General features: G+C 54.3%; 19 protein-coding genes. 13 read left to right on the top strand and 6 right to left on the bottom strand.

Annotated features, from left to right (window positions below; genetic code table 11):
• Nucleotides 1-55: 55 nt before the first annotated feature.
• Entirely contained in the window at nucleotides 56-1,933 is a 1,878-nt protein-coding gene (locus HC757_RS13820) for a DUF885 domain-containing protein (protein WP_169564957.1), read from the bottom strand.
• Between the two features lie 261 nt (nucleotides 1,934-2,194).
• Here HC757_RS13820 and HC757_RS13815 point away from each other — a divergent pair, with 261 nt between their 5' ends.
• Nucleotides 2,195-2,683 carry a hypothetical protein gene (locus HC757_RS13815; RefSeq protein ID WP_169564956.1) on the top strand — a complete coding sequence of 163 codons (489 nt, stop codon included), beginning with the start codon at nucleotides 2,195-2,197 and terminating at the stop codon, nucleotides 2,681-2,683.
• Between the two features lie 149 nt (nucleotides 2,684-2,832).
• Here the strand turns inward: HC757_RS13815 and HC757_RS13810 are convergent, their stop codons facing one another.
• Nucleotides 2,833-3,522, bottom strand: coding sequence for an RES family NAD+ phosphorylase (locus HC757_RS13810; protein WP_169565007.1), 690 nt, complete (start codon nucleotides 3,520-3,522; stop codon nucleotides 2,833-2,835).
• Nucleotides 3,522-3,962, bottom strand: a complete 441-nt coding sequence (locus tag HC757_RS13805; protein ID WP_211164416.1) for an MbcA/ParS/Xre antitoxin family protein — start codon at nucleotides 3,960-3,962, stop codon at nucleotides 3,522-3,524. The genes HC757_RS13810 and HC757_RS13805 overlap by 1 nt, the downstream gene beginning before the upstream one ends.
• Before the next feature lie 397 nt (nucleotides 3,963-4,359).
• Between HC757_RS13805 and HC757_RS13800 the strand changes: the two genes are divergently transcribed.
• The 7 genes from HC757_RS13800 to HC757_RS13770 all read left to right on the top strand — a co-directional run bounded on the left by HC757_RS13800 (nucleotide 4,360) and on the right by HC757_RS13770 (nucleotide 14,760).
• Nucleotides 4,360-6,561, top strand: coding sequence for an OsmC domain/YcaO domain-containing protein (locus HC757_RS13800; protein WP_169564955.1), 2,202 nt, complete (start codon nucleotides 4,360-4,362; stop codon nucleotides 6,559-6,561).
• Between the two features lie 734 nt (nucleotides 6,562-7,295).
• On the top strand, nucleotides 7,296-8,189 hold the full coding sequence (locus HC757_RS13795) for a sce7726 family protein (protein WP_169564954.1): 894 nt from the start codon (nucleotides 7,296-7,298) through the stop codon (nucleotides 8,187-8,189).
• A gap of 4 nt (nucleotides 8,190-8,193) precedes the next feature.
• Complete coding sequence (locus tag HC757_RS13790) at nucleotides 8,194-9,135, top strand: sce7725 family protein (protein WP_169564953.1); 942 nt, start codon at nucleotides 8,194-8,196, stop codon at nucleotides 9,133-9,135.
• Complete coding sequence (locus HC757_RS13785) at nucleotides 9,128-10,168, top strand: RES family NAD+ phosphorylase (RefSeq protein ID WP_169564952.1); 1,041 nt, start codon at nucleotides 9,128-9,130, stop codon at nucleotides 10,166-10,168. The genes HC757_RS13790 and HC757_RS13785 overlap by 8 nt, the downstream gene beginning before the upstream one ends.
• 690 nt (nucleotides 10,169-10,858) lie before the next feature.
• Complete coding sequence (locus tag HC757_RS13780) at nucleotides 10,859-11,596, top strand: class I SAM-dependent methyltransferase (RefSeq protein ID WP_169564951.1); 738 nt, start codon at nucleotides 10,859-10,861, stop codon at nucleotides 11,594-11,596.
• Nucleotides 11,597-12,808: 1,212 nt separating this feature from the next.
• Complete coding sequence (locus HC757_RS13775) at nucleotides 12,809-13,372, top strand: hypothetical protein (RefSeq protein ID WP_169564950.1); 564 nt, start codon at nucleotides 12,809-12,811, stop codon at nucleotides 13,370-13,372.
• Nucleotides 13,373-14,442: 1,070 nt separating this feature from the next.
• Nucleotides 14,443-14,760, top strand: a complete 318-nt coding sequence (locus HC757_RS13770; protein ID WP_169564949.1) for a hypothetical protein — start codon at nucleotides 14,443-14,445, stop codon at nucleotides 14,758-14,760.
• A gap of 158 nt (nucleotides 14,761-14,918) precedes the next feature.
• On the opposite strand, the gene hutI is transcribed toward HC757_RS13770, so the two are convergent.
• Entirely contained in the window at nucleotides 14,919-16,145 is a 1,227-nt protein-coding gene (gene hutI, locus HC757_RS13765) for an imidazolonepropionase (RefSeq protein ID WP_169564948.1), read from the bottom strand.
• 145 nt (nucleotides 16,146-16,290) lie between these two features.
• On the opposite strand from hutI, the gene hutC reads away from it, so the two are divergent.
• From hutC to HC757_RS13740, 5 genes are all read left to right on the top strand, one after another.
• The gene (gene hutC / locus HC757_RS13760) at nucleotides 16,291-17,001 is read left to right on the top strand and encodes a histidine utilization transcriptional repressor HutC (RefSeq protein WP_169564947.1); all 711 of its coding nucleotides are present in this window, start codon (nucleotides 16,291-16,293) and stop codon (nucleotides 16,999-17,001) included.
• Nucleotides 17,002-17,110: 109 nt separating this feature from the next.
• A complete protein-coding gene (gene hutU / locus HC757_RS13755) occupies nucleotides 17,111-18,793 on the top strand; it encodes a urocanate hydratase (protein WP_169564946.1) in 1,683 nt (560 codons plus the stop codon).
• Nucleotides 18,793-20,337 (top strand): histidine ammonia-lyase, encoded by a 1,545-nt coding sequence (gene hutH, locus HC757_RS13750; protein WP_169564945.1) that lies wholly within the window; start codon nucleotides 18,793-18,795, stop codon nucleotides 20,335-20,337. The genes hutU and hutH overlap by 1 nt, the downstream gene beginning before the upstream one ends.
• A gap of 60 nt (nucleotides 20,338-20,397) precedes the next feature.
• Entirely contained in the window at nucleotides 20,398-20,667 is a 270-nt protein-coding gene (locus HC757_RS13745; RefSeq protein WP_342343072.1) for an MliC family protein, read from the top strand.
• A gap of 18 nt (nucleotides 20,668-20,685) precedes the next feature.
• Complete coding sequence (locus HC757_RS13740) at nucleotides 20,686-21,123, top strand: VOC family protein (RefSeq protein WP_169564943.1); 438 nt, start codon at nucleotides 20,686-20,688, stop codon at nucleotides 21,121-21,123.
• Nucleotides 21,124-21,130: 7 nt separating this feature from the next.
• Here the strand turns inward: HC757_RS13740 and HC757_RS13735 are convergent, their stop codons facing one another.
• Together HC757_RS13735 and HC757_RS13730 are read right to left on the bottom strand one after the other, a co-directional pair.
• Nucleotides 21,131-21,748, bottom strand: a complete 618-nt coding sequence (locus HC757_RS13735) for a hypothetical protein (RefSeq protein WP_169564942.1) — start codon at nucleotides 21,746-21,748, stop codon at nucleotides 21,131-21,133.
• A gap of 318 nt (nucleotides 21,749-22,066) precedes the next feature.
• Nucleotides 22,067-22,693 carry a DUF3157 family protein gene (locus tag HC757_RS13730; protein ID WP_169564941.1) on the bottom strand — a complete coding sequence of 209 codons (627 nt, stop codon included), beginning with the start codon at nucleotides 22,691-22,693 and terminating at the stop codon, nucleotides 22,067-22,069.
• Nucleotides 22,694-22,862 lie beyond the last annotated feature (169 nt).

Raw genomic sequence — 22,862 nt, 5'->3', positions numbered from 1 at the left:
AACAGGGTCAAGATGCAGGCATCTTGACCCTGATAGCTATCTTGCCTGACTTAACTTACTTCACAGAATCCAGCCACATTTCTATCTTCTGTTGCATCAGAGCCAGTGGCAGGGCGCCATTTTCCAGCAAGCGGTCGTGGAATACCTTGATATCGAAGCGACTGCCCAGTACTTTTTTCGCCTTCTCACGCAATTCTATGATCTTCAGCTCGCCCAGCTTGTAGCCCAGCGCCTGTCCAGGCCATACGCAATAACGCTCGATCTCGCCCGTGGCCTCATCCAGGTGTATGCCTTCGGTAGCCACCGCATAGTCGATCGCCTGTTCGCGGCTCCAGCCCTTGGCATGCATGCCGGTATCCACCACCAAACGCACGGCGCGGTGCAGCTCGGATTGCAGGCGGCCTATATCGTCTATGGGATCATCGGCATAGATACCCATCTCTGCCGCCAGGCGCTCGGCGTACAGCGCCCAGCCTTCGCCCGCCGCATTGGAGTAGAAGAGAGTACTCATCAACGGCAAGGTGTCGGACAGGCCTATTATGGTCTGCAGGTGATGGCCCGGGTTGGTCTCGTGGTAGGTCAGGGTCTGCAGCGAGTAAGATGGCAGGGAGGCAGTGTCGTACAGGCTGATCCAGAAGGTGCCCTTGCGCGAACCGTCCTGGGATGGTGCATCGTAGAAGGCGCCGCTGGTGGAGGCGGCGCGGCTGTCGGGCACGGCCTCGACCGCGACCTCCTGATCCGGCAAGCGCCCGAACCACTGCGGCAGTTTGGCGTTGACCAAGTCCAGGTCGGCATGAATATCCGCCATCAACTGCCGCTTGCCTTCCGCCGTATTGGGGTAGAGGTACTTGGGATCTTTGAGCAGCACCTGCATGCGCTCGCCCACCGTGCCGTCCGTGTAGCCGACTTTTTTCAGCAGGCCGTCCATCTCTGTGGTGATCCGCGCCACCTCGGCCAGGCCCAGCCGATGGATCTCATCCGCTGTCTTGTCCGAGTTGGCCAGGTGTTTGATCATGGCCTGATACAGCTCGGCCCCCTTTGGCAGTCTGCCTATGCCGGCATCATGGGTCGCCTTCGGCCGCAGGACTTCAAGCGCGGCAATCAGCGCCCGGGTGGCGGCATAATATTGGCTGTCGACCAATTCAGTCGCGGATGTGGCCAGCGCTTCAGCCTGGTCCACGCCGGCCGCCGCCAGCTTGGCCTCGAAGCTCAACACCAAAGGATGCTCGGCAGGGAGCATGGCTATCTGGGCCGCCAGGCCGCGCAGCGTCTTGTCTATCACGAAGTCCGGGGGGATCACCCCAAGTTCGGCATCCTGCTCCATCTTGGCGATAAGCCCGGCCATGGCCGCGGGATAGGCCCTCAGGCGTGCCAGATAGGCCTTGGCCTCGGCGCTGTCGGTGACCGCGAACTTGTCTTCCATGTAACCTGGGAATTCAACCTGCAGGCCGGAAAGATGGTTCACCGCATAGGGCAGGAACCAGACACCGTATTCGCCCAGCACGTTGCCATAGTCGACTGTCTGGGCCGGCAGCAGGGCGCCCCTGACTTCGGATCTGATGGCATTCAGGCTCACCCTATCCGATGGGCTCAGCCTGGCACTGTCCATGGCATCGAGCCTGGACAGCATGGCTGCGAGGCTCGCCCTGCGATGGGCTTCACCTGCCGGGCTGTAATCTGTCAGGCTGGACATGACCCCGGCACCTGCATTGGCATCTGTCACCCCATAGTAAGTGGCCAGCTCGGGCCTGAGGGCGAAATAGTCCTTGGTCATATCGACCAATTGCTGTTTGAGGCTGGCCGCAGCCTCTATGTCGCTGGCAGGGGCAGAGGTTGCAGCCTCGGCCGCCGTGGGTGTGGCGTCTTGTTTAACCGGGTCGCTACAGCCGCTGACCAGTAAACCCAGTATTAGGCCATTGATTATTTTTTTCATAGGGTACTCGTGAAGTGGGTGTATTTGGTAGGCTCATCCCATCGGCTCACAGCATTGGTATCTATACTTGCTGCGCATTAGGGCCAAAATAAGCTCACAAATCTGACATTTATTTGGATAGTTATCCTAGCAGCAAAAATGGCCAACATCTCGTGATTTTTGTATACAATCCTCTGTGTTAGATCGCCAAGTGGCATCACCCCTATCTGCAGGCGCTGTCAACTCGCTCGCTGTCGGCATTTATGAGGAGTTAGCCGAGTAATGTTTAACAATAAAGCCGATGAGCCTATAGGGATATTTCCTAAAAAGAAGACGCTAATTGCATTTTTGCTTGCGACCCTGTTACTTCTCATAGGCACCGGCATGTCCGTGTCTATCATCTCAAATAACTATTATAAATTAGATCCTAGATGGGATTTTTTGATATTGCTGGTATTAGCCATCCAGCTGAACCTTGTTAATTTTAAAGTGACGAGAGGCTCTTTCCTTTGTGCTAAATGGCTTAAGTTTCAAGCTATTATGTTTGCCTTGATCTGTGCTCCCGCAATTTTATTGCAGGATACGTTTGCTGCGCTATTGTTTTGCCTGATAAATATGGCGGTGTTAATTGGCGCTGTTTTTCTGATTTCCGGTGAAAAATATAAAGCCTATGTGCAGTATCAGCACGATCTTATGTCGGATATTAATGAAGCCAGAGACATGATAAATCAAGAAATTAATGAGAAGCTAAAACGGAAAACAAGGCTGTAGACCCTTGCTCCGTGGAAATGTGCATCTCGAGCGAGTGCATAAACAGCATCTCCGCCTCTCTTGAGGAGAGGCCTGTGTATTCAGGGTGAACCACCACCTGGCGTTCACCCTGGGTCGTGGGGCTCCATGCCAGGCTAGAGCCATAATGGCTATTCGCCGTAGAGCTTGATTTCGAGCACATTGGTGATGGCATTGCCATTCCAATGGTACTCCAGGTGCTTGGATTGCAATATCTGGGTGACTAGGCGTGGGCGGTACAAGACATAGCAGTCATGGCCCGGATGACGCACCGACAGGTAGCGGATACCATCCACATCCCTGAGCTTCTGTTCGTTGGCAAAGATCTGGCTGTAGGCATAGCTGGTGCCGTTATAGAGCAGGCTCTCCTGGAAGTCAGGCCCCGTGATGTCGAGCAGCTGTGCATCGAATGCTGCGACCAGCACCCGCATCTGTATCTTCTGGGGCGGCTCATCGGTATAGCCGAGTAATCTCTCCTGATGGTAGACAGTTTCCTTGACCGAAGTATCCAGCAAGGGCGCACAGTAGTAGCCGCCAAAATCCCTGGTGGTGAACCTGGCGCCTTCCGGGTTGATATGGGTAAAGGCGGCCATCACAGCATTGCAGCCGGGCAGGCCGGTTAACCAGTCTGCCTTGGGCACCCGATTCAAGTCGCCGGCCTGCTCGTTCAACCTGCTGTTGGTCATGGCTTCTATGGCCCACACGGCCTCGAGTTCGTCTTCATTGGCCACATCTTCGAAGAGGTTGATCGTGGGGTATCGACTTGGGACCACACGATAACATTTCTGCTGCTCGTAGCCTGTCAGCGGCGGTTGCTCCATCAAGCCATGCCTCCGCGCCAGGCATGCAGCCGGCTGGCGACTTCATAGAGATCGGCCACGCGCCCCTGTTTCATGATATCCATGGCGCTGTGACCGGCGAAGAAGGGATGCTTGTTGGGTTTGCGTACCCAGCCATAAACGCTGTCATCGGCGCTGAACAGGGTCCGCAGGCATTTATGTATGTTCAGTATGTAGCTCATGCGCTCTTGGGTGTCCAAGGATAGGCGCAGCCCACCGCTGGCTTCCTTGTATTTGCTCAATGTTGAACGAGAGCTTATCCCCAGAATCGCCAGCTGCTCCGCGGTATTGCAGTGCCACTTGTCCATGATCCTGAATACCACCGGCAGGGCCTTGCTGTAATCCATGGCTTCACTGCGCTGTTCCTGGGAATGGGTCTTGGCCTGGGCTTTGGAGTGAGCTTGCTGCTTGAGGCCGGTCATACACGGCTCCTTATCTTGAGCTGACAAGGCGGCCTTGGATGTCGCTTAAGCCGCAATGAAAAGGGAACGTCTGAGTCAATTCTAGTCGAAATGTACGCAAATGAACATGGTTTCGTGTATTTGTCCAGTATTGAGCATGCCACAGGCGGTAACCCAGGCAGGGAATAGCGCCTGCCGCGGCCATGGCTTAGCCTGAATAAGCTGAGCCATGCCGGCCCCGTCTTTGAGCGTCCCGCCGGGGCGGCGGGCAATTAATCCAAGACTATTGGCCCAAAAAAGCAGATAATTCCCCCAATTTCGCACTATTTGTCCACGGCCGAGGCATGCTTTTAAACTGCATGTCATGAACAGCGCCCTGGGGCGAGCGGCAAGCCCAGCAGCAATTCGGAACTATCCAATGGAAATCAAAGTAAATTTTCTCGATAATCTCAGACTCGAAGCCAAGTTTGATGATTTCAGCGTCATCGCCGACCAGCCCATCCGCTACAAGGGCGATGGTTCGGCCCCAGGTCCCTTCGATTACTTCCTGGCGTCCTCGGCCCTGTGTGCCGCCTATTTCGTCAAGGTGTACTGCAGCTCCCGCGACATACCCACAGAGGGCATTCGCCTGTCGCAGAACAACATAGTCGACCCGGAAAACCGCTATAACCAGATCTTCAAGATCCAGGTGGAACTGCCGGAAAGCATCTCCGCCAAGGACAGGGAAGGCATACTGCGCTCCATCGACCGCTGCACGGTAAAAAAAGTGGTGCAGACGGGCCCCGAGTTCCAGATTGAAACCGTGGCCAGCCTGGATCAGGACGCCCAGGCCATGCTGATGCTCAAGCCGGACGAGAGCCACCATACCTTCATCCTCGGCAAGGACCTGCCGCTGGAGCAGACCATAGCCAACATGACGGGCAAGCTGGCCGAGCTCGGCATGAAGATAGAGATCTCCTCCTGGCGCAACCTGGTGCCCCATGTCTGGTCGCTGCATATCCGCGACGCCGCCTCGCCCAAGTGCTTCACCAACGGCAAGGGTGCCACCAAGGAGAGCGCCCTGTGTTCGGCGCTGGGCGAATTTATCGAGCGCCTGAGCTGCAACTTCTTCTACAACGACCAGTATTTCGGCCCGGAGATAGCCAACGCCGACTTCGTCCACTACCCCAACGAGAAGTGGTTCAAGCCGGGGGCGGATGATGCGCTGCCGGACGGCATACTCGACGACTACTGCCTGGAGATCTACAACCCAGACGGCGATCTCTGCGGCTCCAACCTGATAGACACCAACTCGGGCAACAGGGAGCGCGGCATCTGCGCCATCCCCTATGTGCGCCAGAGTGACGGCGAGACGGTATATTTCCCGTCGAACCTGATAGAGAACCTGTTTCTGAGCAACGGCATGAGCGCAGGCAACAACCTGGACGAAGCCAAGGTGCAGTGCCTGTCGGAGATCTTCGAGCGCGCGGTCAAGCGCCAGATCATAGAAGAAGAGATCGCCCTGCCGGACGTGCCCAGGGACGTGCTGGCCAAGTACCCCGGCATCATGGCCGGCATAGAGGCGCTGGAGGCCCAGGGCTTCCCCCTGGTCATCAAGGATGCGTCTCTGGGCGGCCAGTTCCCCGTGATGTGCGTGACCCTGATGAACCCGCGCACCGGCGGCGTGTTCGCCTCCTTCGGCGCCCACCCGAGCCTCGAAGTGGCGCTGGAGCGCAGCCTCACCGAGCTGCTGCAGGGCCGCAGCTTCGAGGGCCTCAACGATGTGCAGAAACCCACCTTCAACAGCATGGCGGTGCAGGAGCCGGAGAACTTCGTCGAGCACTTCATCGACTCCACCGGGGTGATCTCCTGGCGCTTCTTCAGCGCCAAACATGACTATGAGTTCGTCGAGTGGGACTTCTCGGGTACTAATGCGCAGGAGAGTGAGCGCCTGTTCGCCATACTGGAAGATCTCGGCAAGGAGGTGTACATCGCCGAATTTACCGAGCTTGGCAACGCCTGCCGCATCCTGGTGCCGGACTTCTCTGAGGTCTACCCTGTGTCGGATCTCATCTGGGACAACACCAACAAGGCGCTGGACTACCGCGAAGACATACTCAACCTGCACACTCTCAACAACCGCCAGCTGCGCAAGCTGTCCGAGCGTCTGGACGAGAGCCAGCTGGATATCTACAGCGACATCATCACCCTGATAGGCGTAGAGTTCGACGAGAATACAGTCTGGGGCCAGCTGACGATACTCGAGCTCAGGCTGCTGATCTGCCTGGCGCTGGGCGAGCTGGAAGAGGCGCTGGAGCTGACCGAGACCTTCCTGCAGTACAACAACAACACGGTCGCCCGCGGCCTCTTCTACCAGGGCGTGCAGGCAGTGCTGGAAATCAGCCTCGACGACGAGCTTGAGCTAACAGACTATCAGGAGAGCCTGGGCCGTATGTTCGGCCAGGAGACCCTGGATGCCGTGGTGGGTTCTGTCGAAGGCTCGGTGCGCTTCTTTGGCCTGACGCCAACGAATTCGCAGCTCGAAGGCCTGGAGAAGCACCAGAAGCTGATCGACAGCTACAAGAAGCTGCATGCGGCCAGGGCACGATTAGCGGCCATGGCTGCCGCCAAGGCCAGTTAGGTTTCAGTGGCCGCCATAGGCAATGACAGAAAGCCAACCCGAGAGGGTTGGCTTTTTTGTTGGTGTTTTGACTGTGGCGTTGGGCCAGAGCCTTGGGGGTGAAGCGTTGCGGGCTTCATTCAGCTGTAAATGGACCCAGCTGCGCTGGCTCTGACCGCCTTTCAGGCGGTATAAAGTCGTGGGGAAAATGCATCCATGCACAAAGGCCAGTTCGGCATCCATGCCTCTCGCTCGTGAGCGAGTTGCTGCGCAACACTCGCCACCCCACACCCGACCAAGAGGGGGATCAACAGCAATCCCCCTCTTACTCTTTTGAAAGCGCTGGCCCTGTGCCGCCCCGCCGAAGCGGACAGCCCCTCGGGCTTATGGGGGGAAATTTGCCTACGCCTCGGATGGTAAATCCCTTTACCGCCGAGGCTGGCGCGTCGTCCATGACGCGCCTACGGCATTTCCCCCAACGCCCTCGGCCGCTCCGAAGGGGATGGGTGTATTCTTCCGGCAGTGTGCTTACAAAAAAGTTGTGAGTGTCTCATCCACTCATCCCTTCCAGATTTACAAACTTTTTGTTGATTTTTGGTTCCATTTTAGATGATATAGGAATGCATCTTGATAGATGACATTTATCTGTAGTAGTTTTTGTGTTCTGATTAACGGAACGAAGTGGGGCTAAAGGTACAACTGTGCTAATATCTCTCGATTTATTGAATATGTGAATAGAATCTGAGTTTGGTATAATGAAGCAGGTACTCGATACAGCGCAGTTGGCAGCGATTTCAAAATTATTTTCTTCGTCTGTGCTACAAGAAATGACCATAAAAGGGCGCTATGATGGTTTTTCATCTTTGGTGCAAGAAACGTCATTTTTAGATTCGGTTGATAGTGATTTTCTTGTTGCGGATTTCTATGAATACATGTTCAGAATGTTAATTAGAACTGAGAACAGGCAGGAGTATGTTTATAAATCTGCTGTTGTTCAAAAAGTGCTTCTAGGAAAGCATTCACTTAATACTGCATCCATGTTGTCTGAGTTTCGGGTTGAGAAAAGTAAGGCTGATATCGCAGTTCTAAATGGAACTTCTACTGTATATGAAATTAAGTCTGAACGAGACAAGTTATCAAGGTTGAAAGTGCAGATCGACTCCTATCGCAAGTTTTTTGCAAATGTTAATGTGATCGTTGGAGAAAATCACATAGATGCTGTTAAAGAGATAGTGCCGGTTGATGTGGGGATTATGACATTAACAAATAATTATACAATTTCTGTTGATAGAGAGGCAGTGAACATCCCAAGCAGGACATGTCCGAGTACAATTTTTGATTCAATTAGAAGGGAGGAATCAATTAAAATACTACAAGAAATAGATGTTTCTGTTCCTGAGTTGCCAAATTCAAGAATATATGCTGAGTTGAAGAAAATTTTTAGTATTCAAGATCCTGAAGTGATTCACCATTATATGGTTAAGGTCTTAAGAGAGACTCGGAGTTTGAACTCGCTTAAGAGCACAATTAAGAAAATCCCTAATTCACTCCGCGCTGCCGTATTGGGAATGTCGTTGAAGAAAGAAGATGTGAGTAACCTTGAGTTAGTTGTAAACACCCCATTAGTCGAAGCATTGAAATGGAATTAATGATATGTACTATCCGTATTTTCGTGGTAAGCAGTATGAACTTATAGTTGTTAAGGAAAATGCTAAATTAATAAGTAACTCTGGATTTATACCTATAATTGAGCCAGTGAAGTCGGCAACGAGTGGATTGGTGAGAACTCTTGATGCAATCAAGAATGAAAATGGGAAAGTGATTTTAATCATTAATCCTGTGAATGGTGATTTTAAAAATAACCATGAAGAAATTTTACTCTTTTTTAAAGACAACCATTCAGATTTTCCAGGTCTTTCTCCTGGGGTTTTACTTACTGATGATATTGACTTAGAAGCAATAAAGGCTCTTGTTGATCGATCTTCTGCGAATAAGGTTGCGTTAATCCACTCAGGCTATTCGAATGTTAGGGATATTGTTTCATTAATATCGAATAATCAAAATGTAGAGTTTACAAATATATTTATTGAGCAATACTGTGGCAGGTTATATAGGAACCATTTTTCTAATGGAGGTCGTGTTTTAATTCGAGATGGTTTCATTAAACGTAGTGCTAATAGATTACACCCGGACTCAGAGTTTTTTTCAGACTTGCATGTTACATATGGAGCTGAGGAGGTGAATGCTTTTGGTGACTTTCTTATCGTTGGTGATGAATATTCAGAATCAGGCGGTCCTGCATACTCTGTAGCAATACATGTAACATATGTTGATGCCACTAATGATGAGGCCATGTATTTATTTCACTTTAAGTCTGATAGGAACGACACGCCTGCGGATCCGGCTGGTAAGTTTTTGGAGGCGTTAGCTAAGCTTGTGTCAAAGTTGGAACTCGAAAATTCTGTAATCGCTGAAACAGACGCTATGAAAGAGTTTAGACAACTCTATGACAGCGAGCACTTTCCAGGATTGGGTTATTTAAAGAAGATGATGATGCAGCATCATATAGAGCTCATGGCCTCTTTAGTTGAGTGAATTGACCATGATGAAATGCTGCCAAAATTGTTTTAATGATTCATACCTTTATGATTACATTAGATACCAAGCAATTGAACTTGATACATGTGGATACTGTAAAAGTAAAGATGTATTAACCGTGGAGCCGAACTCACTTTGTGTTTTATTTGAGCCTCTAGTTGATGCATATATTTTAGATGAAAATGGAAAAACTTTGGTTGATTGTTTTCGAGATGATTGGTTTTTATTCTCGTCAAGTAAGATGAACTCTCAAGCAATGCAAGTGCTACTCGGAGAAATTTTAGATGACGCAAATGTTGTCCGGAAACTCTACTCATTGCCGATTTCACCAAGTGATACAACTTTGAAAGTATGGGAGGAATTCAAAGAGGAGTTGAAGCATTCAAATCGTTTTTTTATAAAAAAACAAATCAATGAACAAATTCTTTCTCAAATGTTTCCATATATTACACTTTTGAAAAATGACCGCCCGGAGGAGTGGTTTAGAGCTAGATTACAATATAGCCAATCTGATGTATACGGTATCCATGAAATGGGCGCTCCACCCAAAGATAAGGTTGGCCATGGAAGGGCCAACCCAGCAGGCATTCCTTACTTATATATAGCTTCCCAAGTCGATACAGCTGTGTCTGAAGTGAGGCCACATACCGGAGATGCCGTTAGTGTGGCTACCATAATAATGAGCGAAAGTGTCAAATTGTTGGATCTGAGAGATCCTAAATTGAGGGCCTCACCTTTTGAAATGTTAGGTACTTCGAGTGACATAGGCTCCCTTAAGAAGGGAATAGAATTTCTAGATAAACTGGGGGAAGAGTTAACTCGCCCTGTTAGGCGCGAAGCAGCTGCTTATGATTACGTTCCTAGCCAATTCCTTTGTGAACTAATTAAACATTATGGCTATGATGGAGTGGTCTATAAGAGTTCTGTTGGAGAAGGATTTAATGCTGCGTTGTTTGATCCAAGTCTTGCAGAAGTAACGAGTGTTAAAAGCTTTGTTGTAAAGCGAGTCACTGTTGATTTGGATGCATGAAAGAATAATAAATAGATAGGAAATATATGGTCACCTCGGTCTCGGCATCGCAATGTGCCATGATTTAGGTACACCAAATCTGACTCGAGGTGGCCATCTCAGCAGCCATAACTTTTAAAGTTTCGTACACCCTAGATTAGGCTGTGAGTGATCCCCTTTTTGCCTGTCGAGGCTTGCCATGACCACTGCCCGTCGCCAGTTGATTGATGCCGAAAGTACGCCCTTATCCAGCGATTAATCCCTGTGTTTGAAGGGCGTTTTGTGTGGCGAAGATGTGGTCACTGGGCGCGGTTGCGGGCACAGGCTGACCTGTGTAACTTACTGATTTCAGTGATTGACAGTATTTATTACCTTGATTAGAATTCAGCCAATTTCATAGAGGTATCCTTTCATGACTCTTTACGCCTCGGATCAGCGAGTGACCCGAGTGTGCTCCGTACAGTTGCTTGCGATGAAGCCTTGTCCGGAGCCAAACAGGAAAGCCTGAGCTTTCTACCCAGTCATCGCCACGACATGCACTGTCGCCATCCCGCAAGGGAAGGGCGCGTATGTCTTGGCGCAGTCAACGGGGGCCACAGATGAACCTTCATCCGTGGCCCTTTTTCGTATCCGCCTTATGGCGATTCTCAAAAGCGAACCGGGTCCCGTTCGCTTTTTTTATACTTTGAATCCAGTTTGCAGGAGACAGTTATGTCACAAAATATCTATGACAATCAGGGCTTTTTTGATGCCTATGCACAGCTGCTCCGTTCGGTTCACGGGTTGGATGGCGCCCCTGAGTGGTCGGCGCTCAAGGCGATGTTGCCGCCGTTGGAGGGGCGCAGGGTGGTGGATCTCGGCTGTGGCTACGGCTGGTTTTGCCGCGCCGCTAGGGAGCTGGGGGCCGACTCGGTATTGGGGATAGATCTCTCCAGTAAGATGTTGGCCCAGGCGAGGGCAACAACCCAGGATGAAGCGATTGAATACCAGCAGGGGGATCTCGATGGCCTTATGCTGGCACCAAAGAGTGTGGATCTGGCTTACAGCTCATTGGCGCTGCATTATCTTGCTGATCTGCGGCCCTTGTTTGCGACTCTGTATCGGGCACTGAAACCCGGCGGCCGGCTGGTGTTCTCCACCGAACATCCTGTCTTTACCTGTTCCCCGAATCAGGGTTGGCTGGTGGATGAGGCCGGCAAGCGTTCCTGGGCAGTCAACAGCTACCAGGCCGAAGGCGAACGTCGAAGCGACTGGATGGCCAAAGGGGTGATCAAATACCACAGAACCTTGGGCACTATGGTCAATGCCTTGTTGCAAGCCGGGTTTGAATTGCGTCAGCTGAACGAATGGGGCCCCTCGGTGCAGCAGGTAGCTGCCAACCCCGCCCTGGCCGAGGAAGCTGAACGGCCAATGCTGTTGTTGATTGCAGCCCAGAAGCCGGTTGGTTAAATCCAAGCTGTTTGCATAGGTTAACCAGTGGATGTGCCACCGTGTATTTCTGTCATAACTGTGTTGCTTGGAGCTGAAAGAGTGAGGGCATCACTTTTTAGCGGCTCTAAGGCGTCAGTATGCCCCAGATCCCCATCTGGAGTCGTTGAGGATGGCGGGACAAATTACGTGGCCTAAGTGGAACGCCAGAACTGGCATTGCTGCGCCAGTGACCGTCGAAAACAAGGATGTTTTCGTCGAGCGGCCAGGGATGGCTTCACAGCGAGTCACTGGTGTAGCAATGTAAATGCCCACGGCAGGTGATTGTCGGCACTCTGGTTGGCACAATCGCTGGCAGTCATCAGTTGCATCATTGAGAACCTCAGAGATTCAAGCCACTTGCCAAGCGCACCTAGGTCGGGTGCGGGACACATTGCGTGGCCTAAGTGGAACGCCAGAATTGGCGTTATAGATATCAGAGCAATGCGAAAGCCCACGGCAGGTGATAGGCTGCAAATCCACTTTGCAGCAACACTAGACTAGTGGGTCACTCGTTCTCTGCCGAGAGTTTCAACGGCCTTACGACCGAGAAAGTCGTGGGCTTCCCGCCCCTCAGTTTTAAAGAGAGTCGGGCAAGGAGGACTGCTCGTCCTATCCTCCTTGCATTCACCATGACGTCCCTGCGAAGCGGGCTCTTGTTAAAGCATTAGCCTCTGGCTTATGGGCCTCTGAGCTAGCGCCTCATATTCGCCATCCCTGGCTCACCTGAGGCTAGCTCGGCGAAGCACATCCATATGCTTCACTCCCAGCTCGGCTATCCTGCCTCGCGCTCATAAGCTTGTCGCTTCGCGATATTCGTCCATGCCTCGCTCACGCTCATCTGCTCCAACGCCCTCGGCCGCTTCGAAGGGAGATGGGTGCCATCTTCAGCCATACTGGTAATTTAAGGCTTGGAAAGGGTTTTGGATGTCTTGGCCTTTGACTTGCCATTTCTTGAACGCAAACGGAAAGCGCATTATGTTATTGTTTTATAATGGATAGTCTGATTTTTTCAGTCTAGTTTTTGTATGAATAAAAATAGTGTAAGATGTGGACATCATGCTTGGTTTTGTGATTGGTTGGATTTCCATAAATTAATTGAAATAGGCAATGCTATGCATGTCTACTGATTGAATTAAAAGGGAATTATATTTAAGTTGTCTAAGTGCAATGTTAATATTAAATGGAGTTTAAATGAAGATTTTTTTAAAAATAGGTTTGGCAATATGTCTTACTCAGTTAATTGGCTGCACATCTTCAAAAGCTATTCTTTATAGCGGGAATAAAACTAAAAGCGAGATCGTAACCGTTTATGTACCTCAGCAATTCATTCATGTTGTGAATGGAAATAAATTAGCTGGAACTTTTAATTACCAAGATGGCCATTTTGTAGAACTCATATACTTAGATTCTGGTCACGCTTCTCTTCAAGGAACAATGTCAACCAACTTTCAAGACTTTGGTTCAAAATATAAGTACACCGAATGGAGCTTCAAAGTTGGGGTTGATTTTAAGGCAGGCCATACTTATATGCTTTATTGGGAGGAATACAATGAAAAGCCAGTGATTTCTGGTCGTGACCTAGGAGAGTTAGGAGATAGTTTTTCCCCGATAATTAATGAATTTGGTTTTGTCGAAGGCGGAAGACAATCTTTAATTGAAAGACAAAAAGCCTACTATGAATCTTTGATTAACAAAGGTTCTTCTATTAAAATAATAAATGAAGAATATTTGGAAACTCATAACAAAAAGAGCTAGAAAAAGATAGGACATATATGGTCACCTTGGATTTAGCAATGAGATCGAGGACAGTCATAACTCTTTGCTGCTGAAAGCATCGGGATGACACACGTTCCTCATCTGGTGTAGCTGAGGGTGTAAAAATATTGGGTGACAAAGCTGCGATGCTTGAGTGGAGCGCCGGAGTAGGCACTGGCGTGGCAGTGACCTTCTAAAACATGGATGTTTTAGTAGAGCTTACAGGGACACGGTAATTATGGGCACCCACAGTAAATGGCGTGCTTAGTAGCCTCTTCTAGACGGAGATAGATTGTCTATGTTGGAGTCTTGCCTGGAAAGAGTGAGGACATTCACAACTTTTAGTCACTCTAAGGCGTCAGTATGCCCCAGATCCCCATCTGGAGCCGTTGAGGATGGCGGGACAAGTTGCGTGGCCTAAGTGAAGCGCCAGAACTGGCATTGCTGCGCCAGTGACCGTCGAAAACAAGGATGTTTTCGTCGAGCGGCCAGGGATGGCTTCACAGCGAGTCACTGGTGTAGCAATGCGAAAGCCCACGGCAGGTGATTGTCGGCACTCTGGTTGGCACAATAGCCGGCAGCCACCAGTTGCATTATTGAGAACCTCAGAGATTCAAGCTGTTTGCCAAGCACAGCTTGGTCGGGTGTGGGACACATTGCGTGGCCTAAGTGGAACTCCAAAACTGGCATTGCTGCGCCAGTGACCGTCGAAAACAAGGATGTTTTCGTCGAGCAGCCAGGGATGGCTTCACAGCGAGTCACTGGTGTAGCAATGTAAATGCCCACGGCAGGTGATTGCCGGCACTCTGGTCGGCATATGGCCTGCAGTCATCACCTACTCATTGAAGACAAAGAGTGAGGACGCCTGCAACCCTTTAGCGACTCGATGGCGTCAGTATGCTCCAGATCCCGATCTGGGGCCGTTGAGAGGCTGACAGCATTGGTCCCCCATCATTAGTTTGAAGCATGTCTTGTCGACTGTTCATAAACTGGGCAGCTGAGAGTGCATGCCTGGTTGTTTTATGATGGCCGGCCTCATACACTCCTTGCATCTTAAAAAGGAGTTTATTTTGAATAAGTTAATTACTGCGATAGTCATTTGTTTCTGCATGATGGGCTGTTCTTCGTTGAATGAGGTTCAAGCCGACGCTAAGCCTGCATCAAGCTATGTTGGTGAAAATGTGAAGATCACGACTTACTCTGGGGAAACCTTCGAGTTTGAGGTTGAAGGTGCAACAGAGCTTGCTGTGTACGGAGAAGGCAAATCCATCAACATGGCTGACATAGAAAAAATGGAAGTCGAGGAGCTGAGTCTACTCAAATCTATATCACTCTCTGGTGGCCTGTATATGTTGTCAGCCGTGGTGATAGCCGTCGCTGTCTTGTGATACAAGATCCAATCTGCAGCCGTTGAAGGTGTGAGCAGAGCCGGTGAGATAGCAGCCATGCCTAAGAGGAACCCCAGAACTGGCATGGCTGCATCATTGGGCACTGGGGAGAGCCAAGCCGCGCCGTTGGGCGTAGCTTGGCATCCCGTCCTTTGCCATCATTGATGAATGAGTTTGCCGGCTTTTACCACATCCATCAGGGGATTGACGCCGTAACTGTAGGCCAGCTGCGCCGGGGTGGAGATGTTCCACAGGCAGAAGTCGGCCTGCATGCCGACGGCGAGTTGGCCGACGCGGCCGTCTATGCCGAGGGCCTTGGCGGCGTTGCGGGTGACGCCGGCCAGCGCCTCTTCCGGGGTCAGGCGAAACAGGGTGCAGCCCAGGTTGAGCATCAACAGGGTAGAGCAGATGGGCGAGGAGCCGGGGTTGAAGTCGCTCGCCAGCACCATGGGCACGCCGTGTTGGCGCAAGAGATCGATCGGCGGCTTCTGGGTTTCCCGCAGGAAGTAGAAGGCGCCGGGGAGCAGCACGGCGCAGGTGCCGCTCTTGGCCAGGGCCTTGACCCCGGCCTCGTCGAGAAATTCTATGTGATCCACTGATTTGGCACCCAGGCGCGCCGCCAGCTCTGAGCCGCCGAGGTTCGACAGCTGCTCGGCATGCAGCTTGATCTCCAGCCCAGCTGCCCTGGCGGCACAGAGCACCCGCTCCGTCTGTTCCAGGTTGAAGGCGATGCCCTCGCAGAATACATCCACAGCGTCGGCGAGGTTCTCCTCGAGCACCGCCGGCAGCATCTCGTTGACCACAAGATCCACATAGGCGTCGCTGTCGTGTTTGAACTCAGGCGGAATGGCGTGGGCGCCGAGGAAGGTGGTGACCACCTCCACATGATGGTGTGTGCCCAGCTCGCGGGCCACCCGCAGCAGCTTGAGTTCCGTCTCTGTGTTCAGGCCGTAGCCTGACTTGATCTCCACAGTGGTGACCCCTTCTCTGGCGAGGGCATTGAGGCGTTGGCGCCCCAGCTCGAACAGCTCGGCCTCGTCCGCCTCGCGGCAGGCCTTGACGGTTGAGATGATGCCGCCACCGGCGCGGGCTATGTCCTCGTAGCTGGCGCCCTGGAGGCGCAGCTCGAACTCGTTGGCGCGGTTGCCGGCGAACACCAGGTGGGTGTGGGCATCTATCAGCCCTGGGGTGATCCAGCCGCCCTTGCCCCTGTAAACCGGGGTTGCCAACACATCGAATTCCGGCAGTTCGCTCCTGGGACCCAGCCAGGCGATCTTGCCGTCCCTGACCGCGATGGCGGCATCGCTGATGGCACCGTAAGGTGCTGATACCTGTGGACTCATGGTGGCTAAGTTGACGTCGATCCAGACCTGATCCCAAGACATGCTGCTTCCCCTTCAATGAATACTAGATGCAAAATTTGTGAACGACTTGTATTTACTTGTATATACAAGTTAGGATTGTAACCGAGTTCCAGGCGAGATTAAACATATCAGTTTAATCGTCCTGGATGCCAGCATAGGAAGGACCATGGCCACGCCTAAATTTGCCGAGATCAAGCAATACATCATCGCCCGTATCGAGACGGGGGAGTGGGAAGAGAACGCCAGGCTGCCGTCGGAGAACCAGTTCGCCGAGCAGTTCGGCTGCAGCCGCATGACGGCGCGCCGGGCGCTGACAGAGCTGACCGACAACGGCGTGCTGGAGCGCAGCCAGGGGCTGGGCACCTTCGTCGCCGGCCTCAAGTCCCAGTCCTCCCTGCTGGCGATCCGCAACATAGCCGACGAGATCAAGGACAGGGGCCATGGCTACAGCGTGCAGCAGCTTGAGCTGGCCCAGGTCGAGGCCAAGGCGCCGATCGCCATCGCCCTCGGACTCGAGGTCGGCAGTCCGGTATTTTATTCCGTGCTGGTGCATTGCGAGCAGGGCGCGGCCTTGCAGCTGGAGGAACGTTACGTCAATCCGGCGCTGATCCCCGACTATCTGCAGCAGGACTTCAGTAGCCTGACACCCCACGAGTACCTGTCCCAGGTGGCGCCGCTGACCGAGGCGCGCCACACCATAGAGGCGATAGTCGCCAGCGAACAGATACAGAGACAATTGCAGATCCCGGCCAGCGAACCTTGCCTGCAGATCCTGCGCCGTACCTGGTCACGCCTGGGGGTGGTGAGCTTCGCCCGCCTGGTGCATCCGGGCAGCCGTTTCCGTCTGGGTGGCCACCTGACCTTCGGCAAGGGCTGATTCAAACCAGGCCTGCCGAGGGCGGGCCAAACAGAACACTAGTTAGATCAATTAAAACAATATGCCCGAGCGCCTGAGGCCGAGGGTAAAACACCACAGAGGTTGAAACATGGATAAGAGACACGATCCCAGCCGCCGCATCATAGCGCCCCATGGCACCACACTGAGCTGCAAGAGCTGGCTGACCGAAGCGCCGATGCGCATGCTGATGAATAACCTGCACCCGGACGTGGCCGAACGTCCGGAGGATCTGGTGGTCTACGGCGGCATAGGTCGCGCCGCCCGCGACTGGCAGTGCTACGACAAGATAGTCGAAGTGCTGCAGCGCCTGGAAGACGACGAGACCCTGCTGGTGCAGTCCGGCAAGCCTGTGGGGGTGTTCCGCACCCACGCGGATGCGCCGCGGGTGTTGATCGCCAACTCCAACCTGGTGCCCCACTGGGCCAACTGGGAACACTTCAACGAGCTGGATAAGCAGGGGCTGGCCATGTACGGCCAGATGACCGCCGGCTCCTGGATCTACATAGGCACCCAGGGCATAGTCCAGGGCACCTACGAGACCTTCGCCGCCGTCGCCAGACAGCATTTCGACGGCGTGGCCGCCGGCAAGTGGATTCTCACCGGCGGCCTGGGTGGCATGGGCGGAGCCCAGCCGCTGGCAGGCACCATGGCGGGCTTCTCTGTGCTGGCCTGTGAAGTGGACGAGACACGTATCGACTTCCGCCTGCGCACCCGTTATGTGGACAAGAAAGCCACCTCGCTGGACGAGGCGCTGGCGATGATAGATGCCGCCAATGCCGCAGGCACACCTGTGTCCGTCGGCCTGCTGGCCAACGCCGCCGACGTGTTCAGCGAGCTGGTGGCACGCGGCATAGTGCCGGATGTGGTGACAGATCAGACCTCGGCCCATGATCCCCTCAACGGCTACCTGCCACAGGGCTGGACCCTGGAGCATGCCGCCGAGATGCGCAAGCAGGACGAGGCCGCGGTGGTCAAGGCCGCCAAGGAATCCATGGCGGTGCAGGTGCAAGCCATGCTGGCGCTGCAGGACAAGGGCGCCGCCACCCTGGACTATGGCAACAACATACGCCAGATGGCCTTCGAAGTGGGCGTGGCCAATGCCTTCGACTTCCCCGGCTTCGTGCCCGCCTACATACGGCCGCTGTTCTGCGAAGGCATAGGTCCCTTCCGCTGGGTGGCGCTGTCGGGCGATCCCGAAGACATCTACAAGACAGATGCCAAGGTCAAGGAGCTGATCCCGGACAATCCGCAGCTGCATAACTGGCTCGACATGGCGCGCGAGCGCATCGCCTTCCAAGGCCTGCCGGCCCGTATCTGCTGGGTCGGCCTGAAAGACAGGGCCCGTCTGGCACTGGCCTTCAACGAGATGGTCAAGAACGGCGAGCTGTCGGCGCCCGTGGTCATAGGCAGGGATCACCTGGACTCAGGTTCGGTCGCCAGCCCCAACCGCGAAACCGAGTCCATGCTCGACGGCTCGGATGCCGTGTCCGACTGGCCATTGCTCAACGCCCTGCTCAACACCGCCAGCGGTGCCACCTGGGTCTCCTTGCACCATGGCGGCGGCGTCGGCATGGGCTTCAGCCAACACTCGGGCGTGGTTATCGTCTGTGACGGCACGGATGCGGCGGCCAAGCGCGTCGGCCGGGTGCTGTGGAACGACCCTGCCACAGGTGTGATGCGTCATGCCGATGCGGGTTACGAAATTGCCAAGAATTGCGCCAAAGAACAGGGTCTTGATTTGCCCATGTTAACCACCCAGGGAGCCAAATAATGAGCCATACCCATCATCATCTCGTGTTAGAACCCGGCAGCCTGACGCTGGCGCAGCTGCGTGACATCAGCCGCCATAAGCTGACCCTGGAACTGGCACCCGCCGCCACAGAGACAATCAACGCCAGCGCCGCCATAGTGCAGCAGGTGCTCGACGAGGGCCGCACCGTCTACGGCATCAACACGGGTTTCGGCCTGCTGGCCAACACCAAGATAGCCCCGGAAGACTTGCAGTTGCTGCAGCGTTCCATAGTGCTGTCCCACGCCGCAGGCACGGGCCAGTATATGCAGGACGCCACAGTGCGCCTGATGATGGTGCTGAAGATCAACTCCCTCAGCCGCGGCTTCTCCGGCATCCGCCTGGAGGTGATCAACTTCCTGATCGCCCTGGTGAACGCCGAAGTCTATCCCTGCGTGCCCGAGAAGGGCTCGGTGGGCGCCTCAGGCGACCTGGCACCGCTGGCACACATGTGTCTGCCGTTGCTGGGTGAGGGTGAGATGAGCCACAGGGGCGAGATACTGTCCGCCGCCGAAGGCCTGGCCATCGCCGGCCTCCAGCCGCTGGACTTGGCCGCCAAGGAAGGGCTGGCGCTGCTCAACGGCACCCAGGCCTCGACGGCACTGGCGCTGGAAGGCCTGTTCCACGCCGAAGACTTGTTCGCCGCCAGCTCTGTGATAGGCGCCATGAGCGTCGAAGCCGCCATGGGCAGCCGCAGCCCCTTCGATGCCCGCATCCATGCGGCCCGCGGCCAGAAAGGCCAGATAGACTCGGCGGCCGTGTTCCGTCACCTGCTGGGCGAGGACTCAGAGATAGCCGTCAGCCACGCCAACTGTGAGAAGGTGCAGGATCCTTACTCGCTGCGCTGCCAGCCACAGGTACTGGGCGCCTGCCTGAGCCAGATACGCCATGCTGCCGAAGTGCTGGGCACAGAGGCCAACGGCGTCACGGACAACCCGCTGGTGTTCCAGGACACGGGCGACATCATCTCCGGCGGTAACTTCCACGCCGAGCCCGTTGCCATGGCGGCCGACAACCTGGCGATCGCCATCGCCGAGCTGGGTGCCATCGCCGAGCGCCGCATCGCGCTGCTGATCGACTCCAGCCTGTCCAAGCTGCCTCCCTTCCTGGTGAAGAACGGCGGCGTCAACTCTGGCTTCATGATAGCCCAGGTGACGGCGGCGGCACTGGCGTCGGAAAACAAGACCTATGCCCATCCGGCCTCGGTCGACAGCCTGCCGACCTCGGCCAATCAGGAAGACCATGTGTCCATGGCCACCTTCGCCGCCCGTCGCCTGCGCGACATGAGCGAAAACACCCGTGGGGTGCTGGCGGTGGAACTGCTGGCCGCGGCCCAGGGGCTGGACTTCCGTGCGCCGCTGACACCGAGCGCCGCCGTGGCCAGGGCCAAGGCCGAGCTGCGCGAAGTGGTGGCCTACTACGACAAGGACAGATACTTCGGCCCGGATATCGAAGCCGCCACGGATCTGTTGTATACGGCCAGCTTCAACGCCTACCTGCCGGCAGGGGTGTTGCCCAGCCTGTAATTGACAGCCTGGCTCGCGCCGGCATTCAATGAAATGAAAAAAGGACCCCAGGGTCCTTTTTTGTTTTCCTCTTTGGTCGAGATGATAGGCCCAATGGCTTATGCCTGCGATGGCAATGCCACCAACCCGCTGCCTGTGGCCTTCTTCGACACCGAACCCGCGACCCTCATCGCCGATCGCGGTGACAGTGTCTCGCCGATTTTCATTCAGCCAGGCGCCAGCGGTGCCAGATACCAGGGCCGCAACCAGAGCTTCTGGGAGCATCATGGCGAAGCCAGGATCTCTTGGGGCTATGGAGCGCCTGAGATGAGCGGCAAAGTCGTCCCCTAATCAATCACGAGGATAACCATGAAACAAGCTTTGGTACATGTCGCTTTGGTCGTTAAAGATTACGACGAGGCGATCGATTTTTATGTGAATAAGTTGAAGTTCGACTTAGTGGAAGACAGCTATCAGCCCGAGCAGGATAAGCGCTGGGTGGTCGTGGCGCCGCCGGGTTCAAAGGGTGCGGGTCTGTTGCTGGCCAAGGCATCCCAGCCTGAGCAGCATGACTTCATCGGCAACCAAGCCGGGGGACGGGTGTTTTTGTTTCTCAATACCGATGATTTCTGGCGCGATTATCATAGGATGCGGGCCGATGGCATTCATTTCGTCCGGGAGCCACAACAACAAGACTATGGCACTGTGGCCGTATTTCGGGACTTGTACGGCAACCTCTGGGATCTGTTGCAATTGCATGCCGATCACCCCATGGCGGCGCGAATGACCGGACTGAACCCTGCTTAGTCGCCGCTCATCTGTCTCTGATGATTGCGGCGTTTCCCTCGGCTATGGCCGTTTGTATCAGGTTAAAGACAGTCTCGTCGGCGTCTCTGTTCGAGGCTTGTTGCTCCTGCCCCATACGATCCATCTGCTCGCCCAGTCGATCCATCTCAAGCTGGATCCCGGCGATTTCGGCCTCCAATGCCGGATCATTCACTTCCTGTCTCCGCCACTGGTCCAACTCATGGCTCAGCTGCTGAAGGGCATGACTCCTGCTCTCCATCTGATCGCCCAGCAACTGCATCTGCTCGCCCTGGCGTTGCATCGGCAGCATAACGTCTCCGACTCGGGCGACTATGGCAGGATCGACTATCTCATACTCGCCTTGGGGCGTCTTGAACCATAGATAGTCGCTGGGGTGATCTTGGCGTTCTCGTTTCAGTCGTTGCCAGTCATCGCTGTTGCCGGCACCGACCGCCATACTGCCGTCTTGACGGACCAACACCCAGGAAAAGTCGGGATGACAGCCGACTTTGGTGACTTCGGCGCCAGGCTCGGGAGCGTCGTTGGTGCTCGAGGCAGCGTGTACCGCCAGGGCGGCGAGGGTGGGGAGCAAGCAGGCCAATAATAGTGTTGAGCGAATATTCATAGGATCTTCCTTGTATTGGGTTTTAGCCCGTTTCAGGGCTCAGGTACCGACACCTGCGATTGCTCTGACGCTTGATGCCCGTGGCTTCGCAGATATTTCACCGGTATTGACGGATAGGTAGCAGTTTGCATGCCAAGATCCCTTTTCCACTATTTCAGTGGCTTTGGCGGCAAATACTGTCCGCTCAGGCGCCAGCCTCTTTCCTATGAGTGTCCGAAAACTGTCCGCGGACAAGCCCGAGTGTCCGTTGGCCGCCATGGAGCTTGAGGATAAAAAAAGCGGACCCTGGGGGTCCGCTGGTCTTGTGTTCGCCCGTCGCTAGCGGGTTTCTATTTCGGTGATCTTCAGGCTCAGGTGCTGCTTGCGCCACTGCGCCTGGCTGATGCCTTCGACCCAGAATACCTGGCTCTGACGGGTCTGGCCGTTTCTGAGATACGTCTCTGGTACCCGGGTGATGGCGCGCCATACCTCGAGCTTTTCCTGTTTGATGCGCATGCCTTGGTCGTCGAAGAAGCCGGCCTCGACTTCGACCCCTATGACGTGCTCTTTGCTGGAACTGGTCAGGGTGAATACCAGTCCCAGTTCATCGCCGAGCCATTGGGCCCGTTCGAAGCTGACGCCTATGCCGTCCTTGGCCGTGTGGCCGAGCATGGCGCCGTGGCTCATGGCCTGGGCGGTCAGCTGCTCGCCCGCCGGCATCTCTGGCTTGGCCGCGACGGCTGTGACCTCAGGCATTAGGGGGGCGGTCGGCATCATGGGCTCCGCGGGGCGCCGGGCCGCTGGGGCCTCGATCGCCTGGGTGATGACATACTCCCAGGTGAAGTCGTCTTTCAGGCTCACCACGGCGCCATTTGCCAGTGTGGTACGGGCAATTTCGTTGGCGGCGAATGCCTGGGATGCGAGTGCGCACCAGATGAGACAGGCGCAGGACAGGATTCTAGTCATATATGTCATCCTCTGACTGGTATGGACAAGTTGATTGGCGCTAGGATAAACAAGTCTGGGGCGGCTTGTCAGGTTAAATGTGCCTTCATGGGAAAATGCCCCATCTTGCCGGGGGCAGTTTATTCGCCTGTGGCCTTAGTTTATTCGCCAGAGGCCTTAAAGCTAAAGC

This window comes from Shewanella salipaludis (assembly GCF_012911865.1).
In the GTDB taxonomy this organism is placed as follows: Bacteria; Pseudomonadota; Gammaproteobacteria; order Enterobacterales; family Shewanellaceae; genus Shewanella; species Shewanella salipaludis.
The sequence above is the reverse complement of the archived record's forward strand: the minus strand, read 5'-3'. Positions and strand labels throughout refer to the sequence as shown.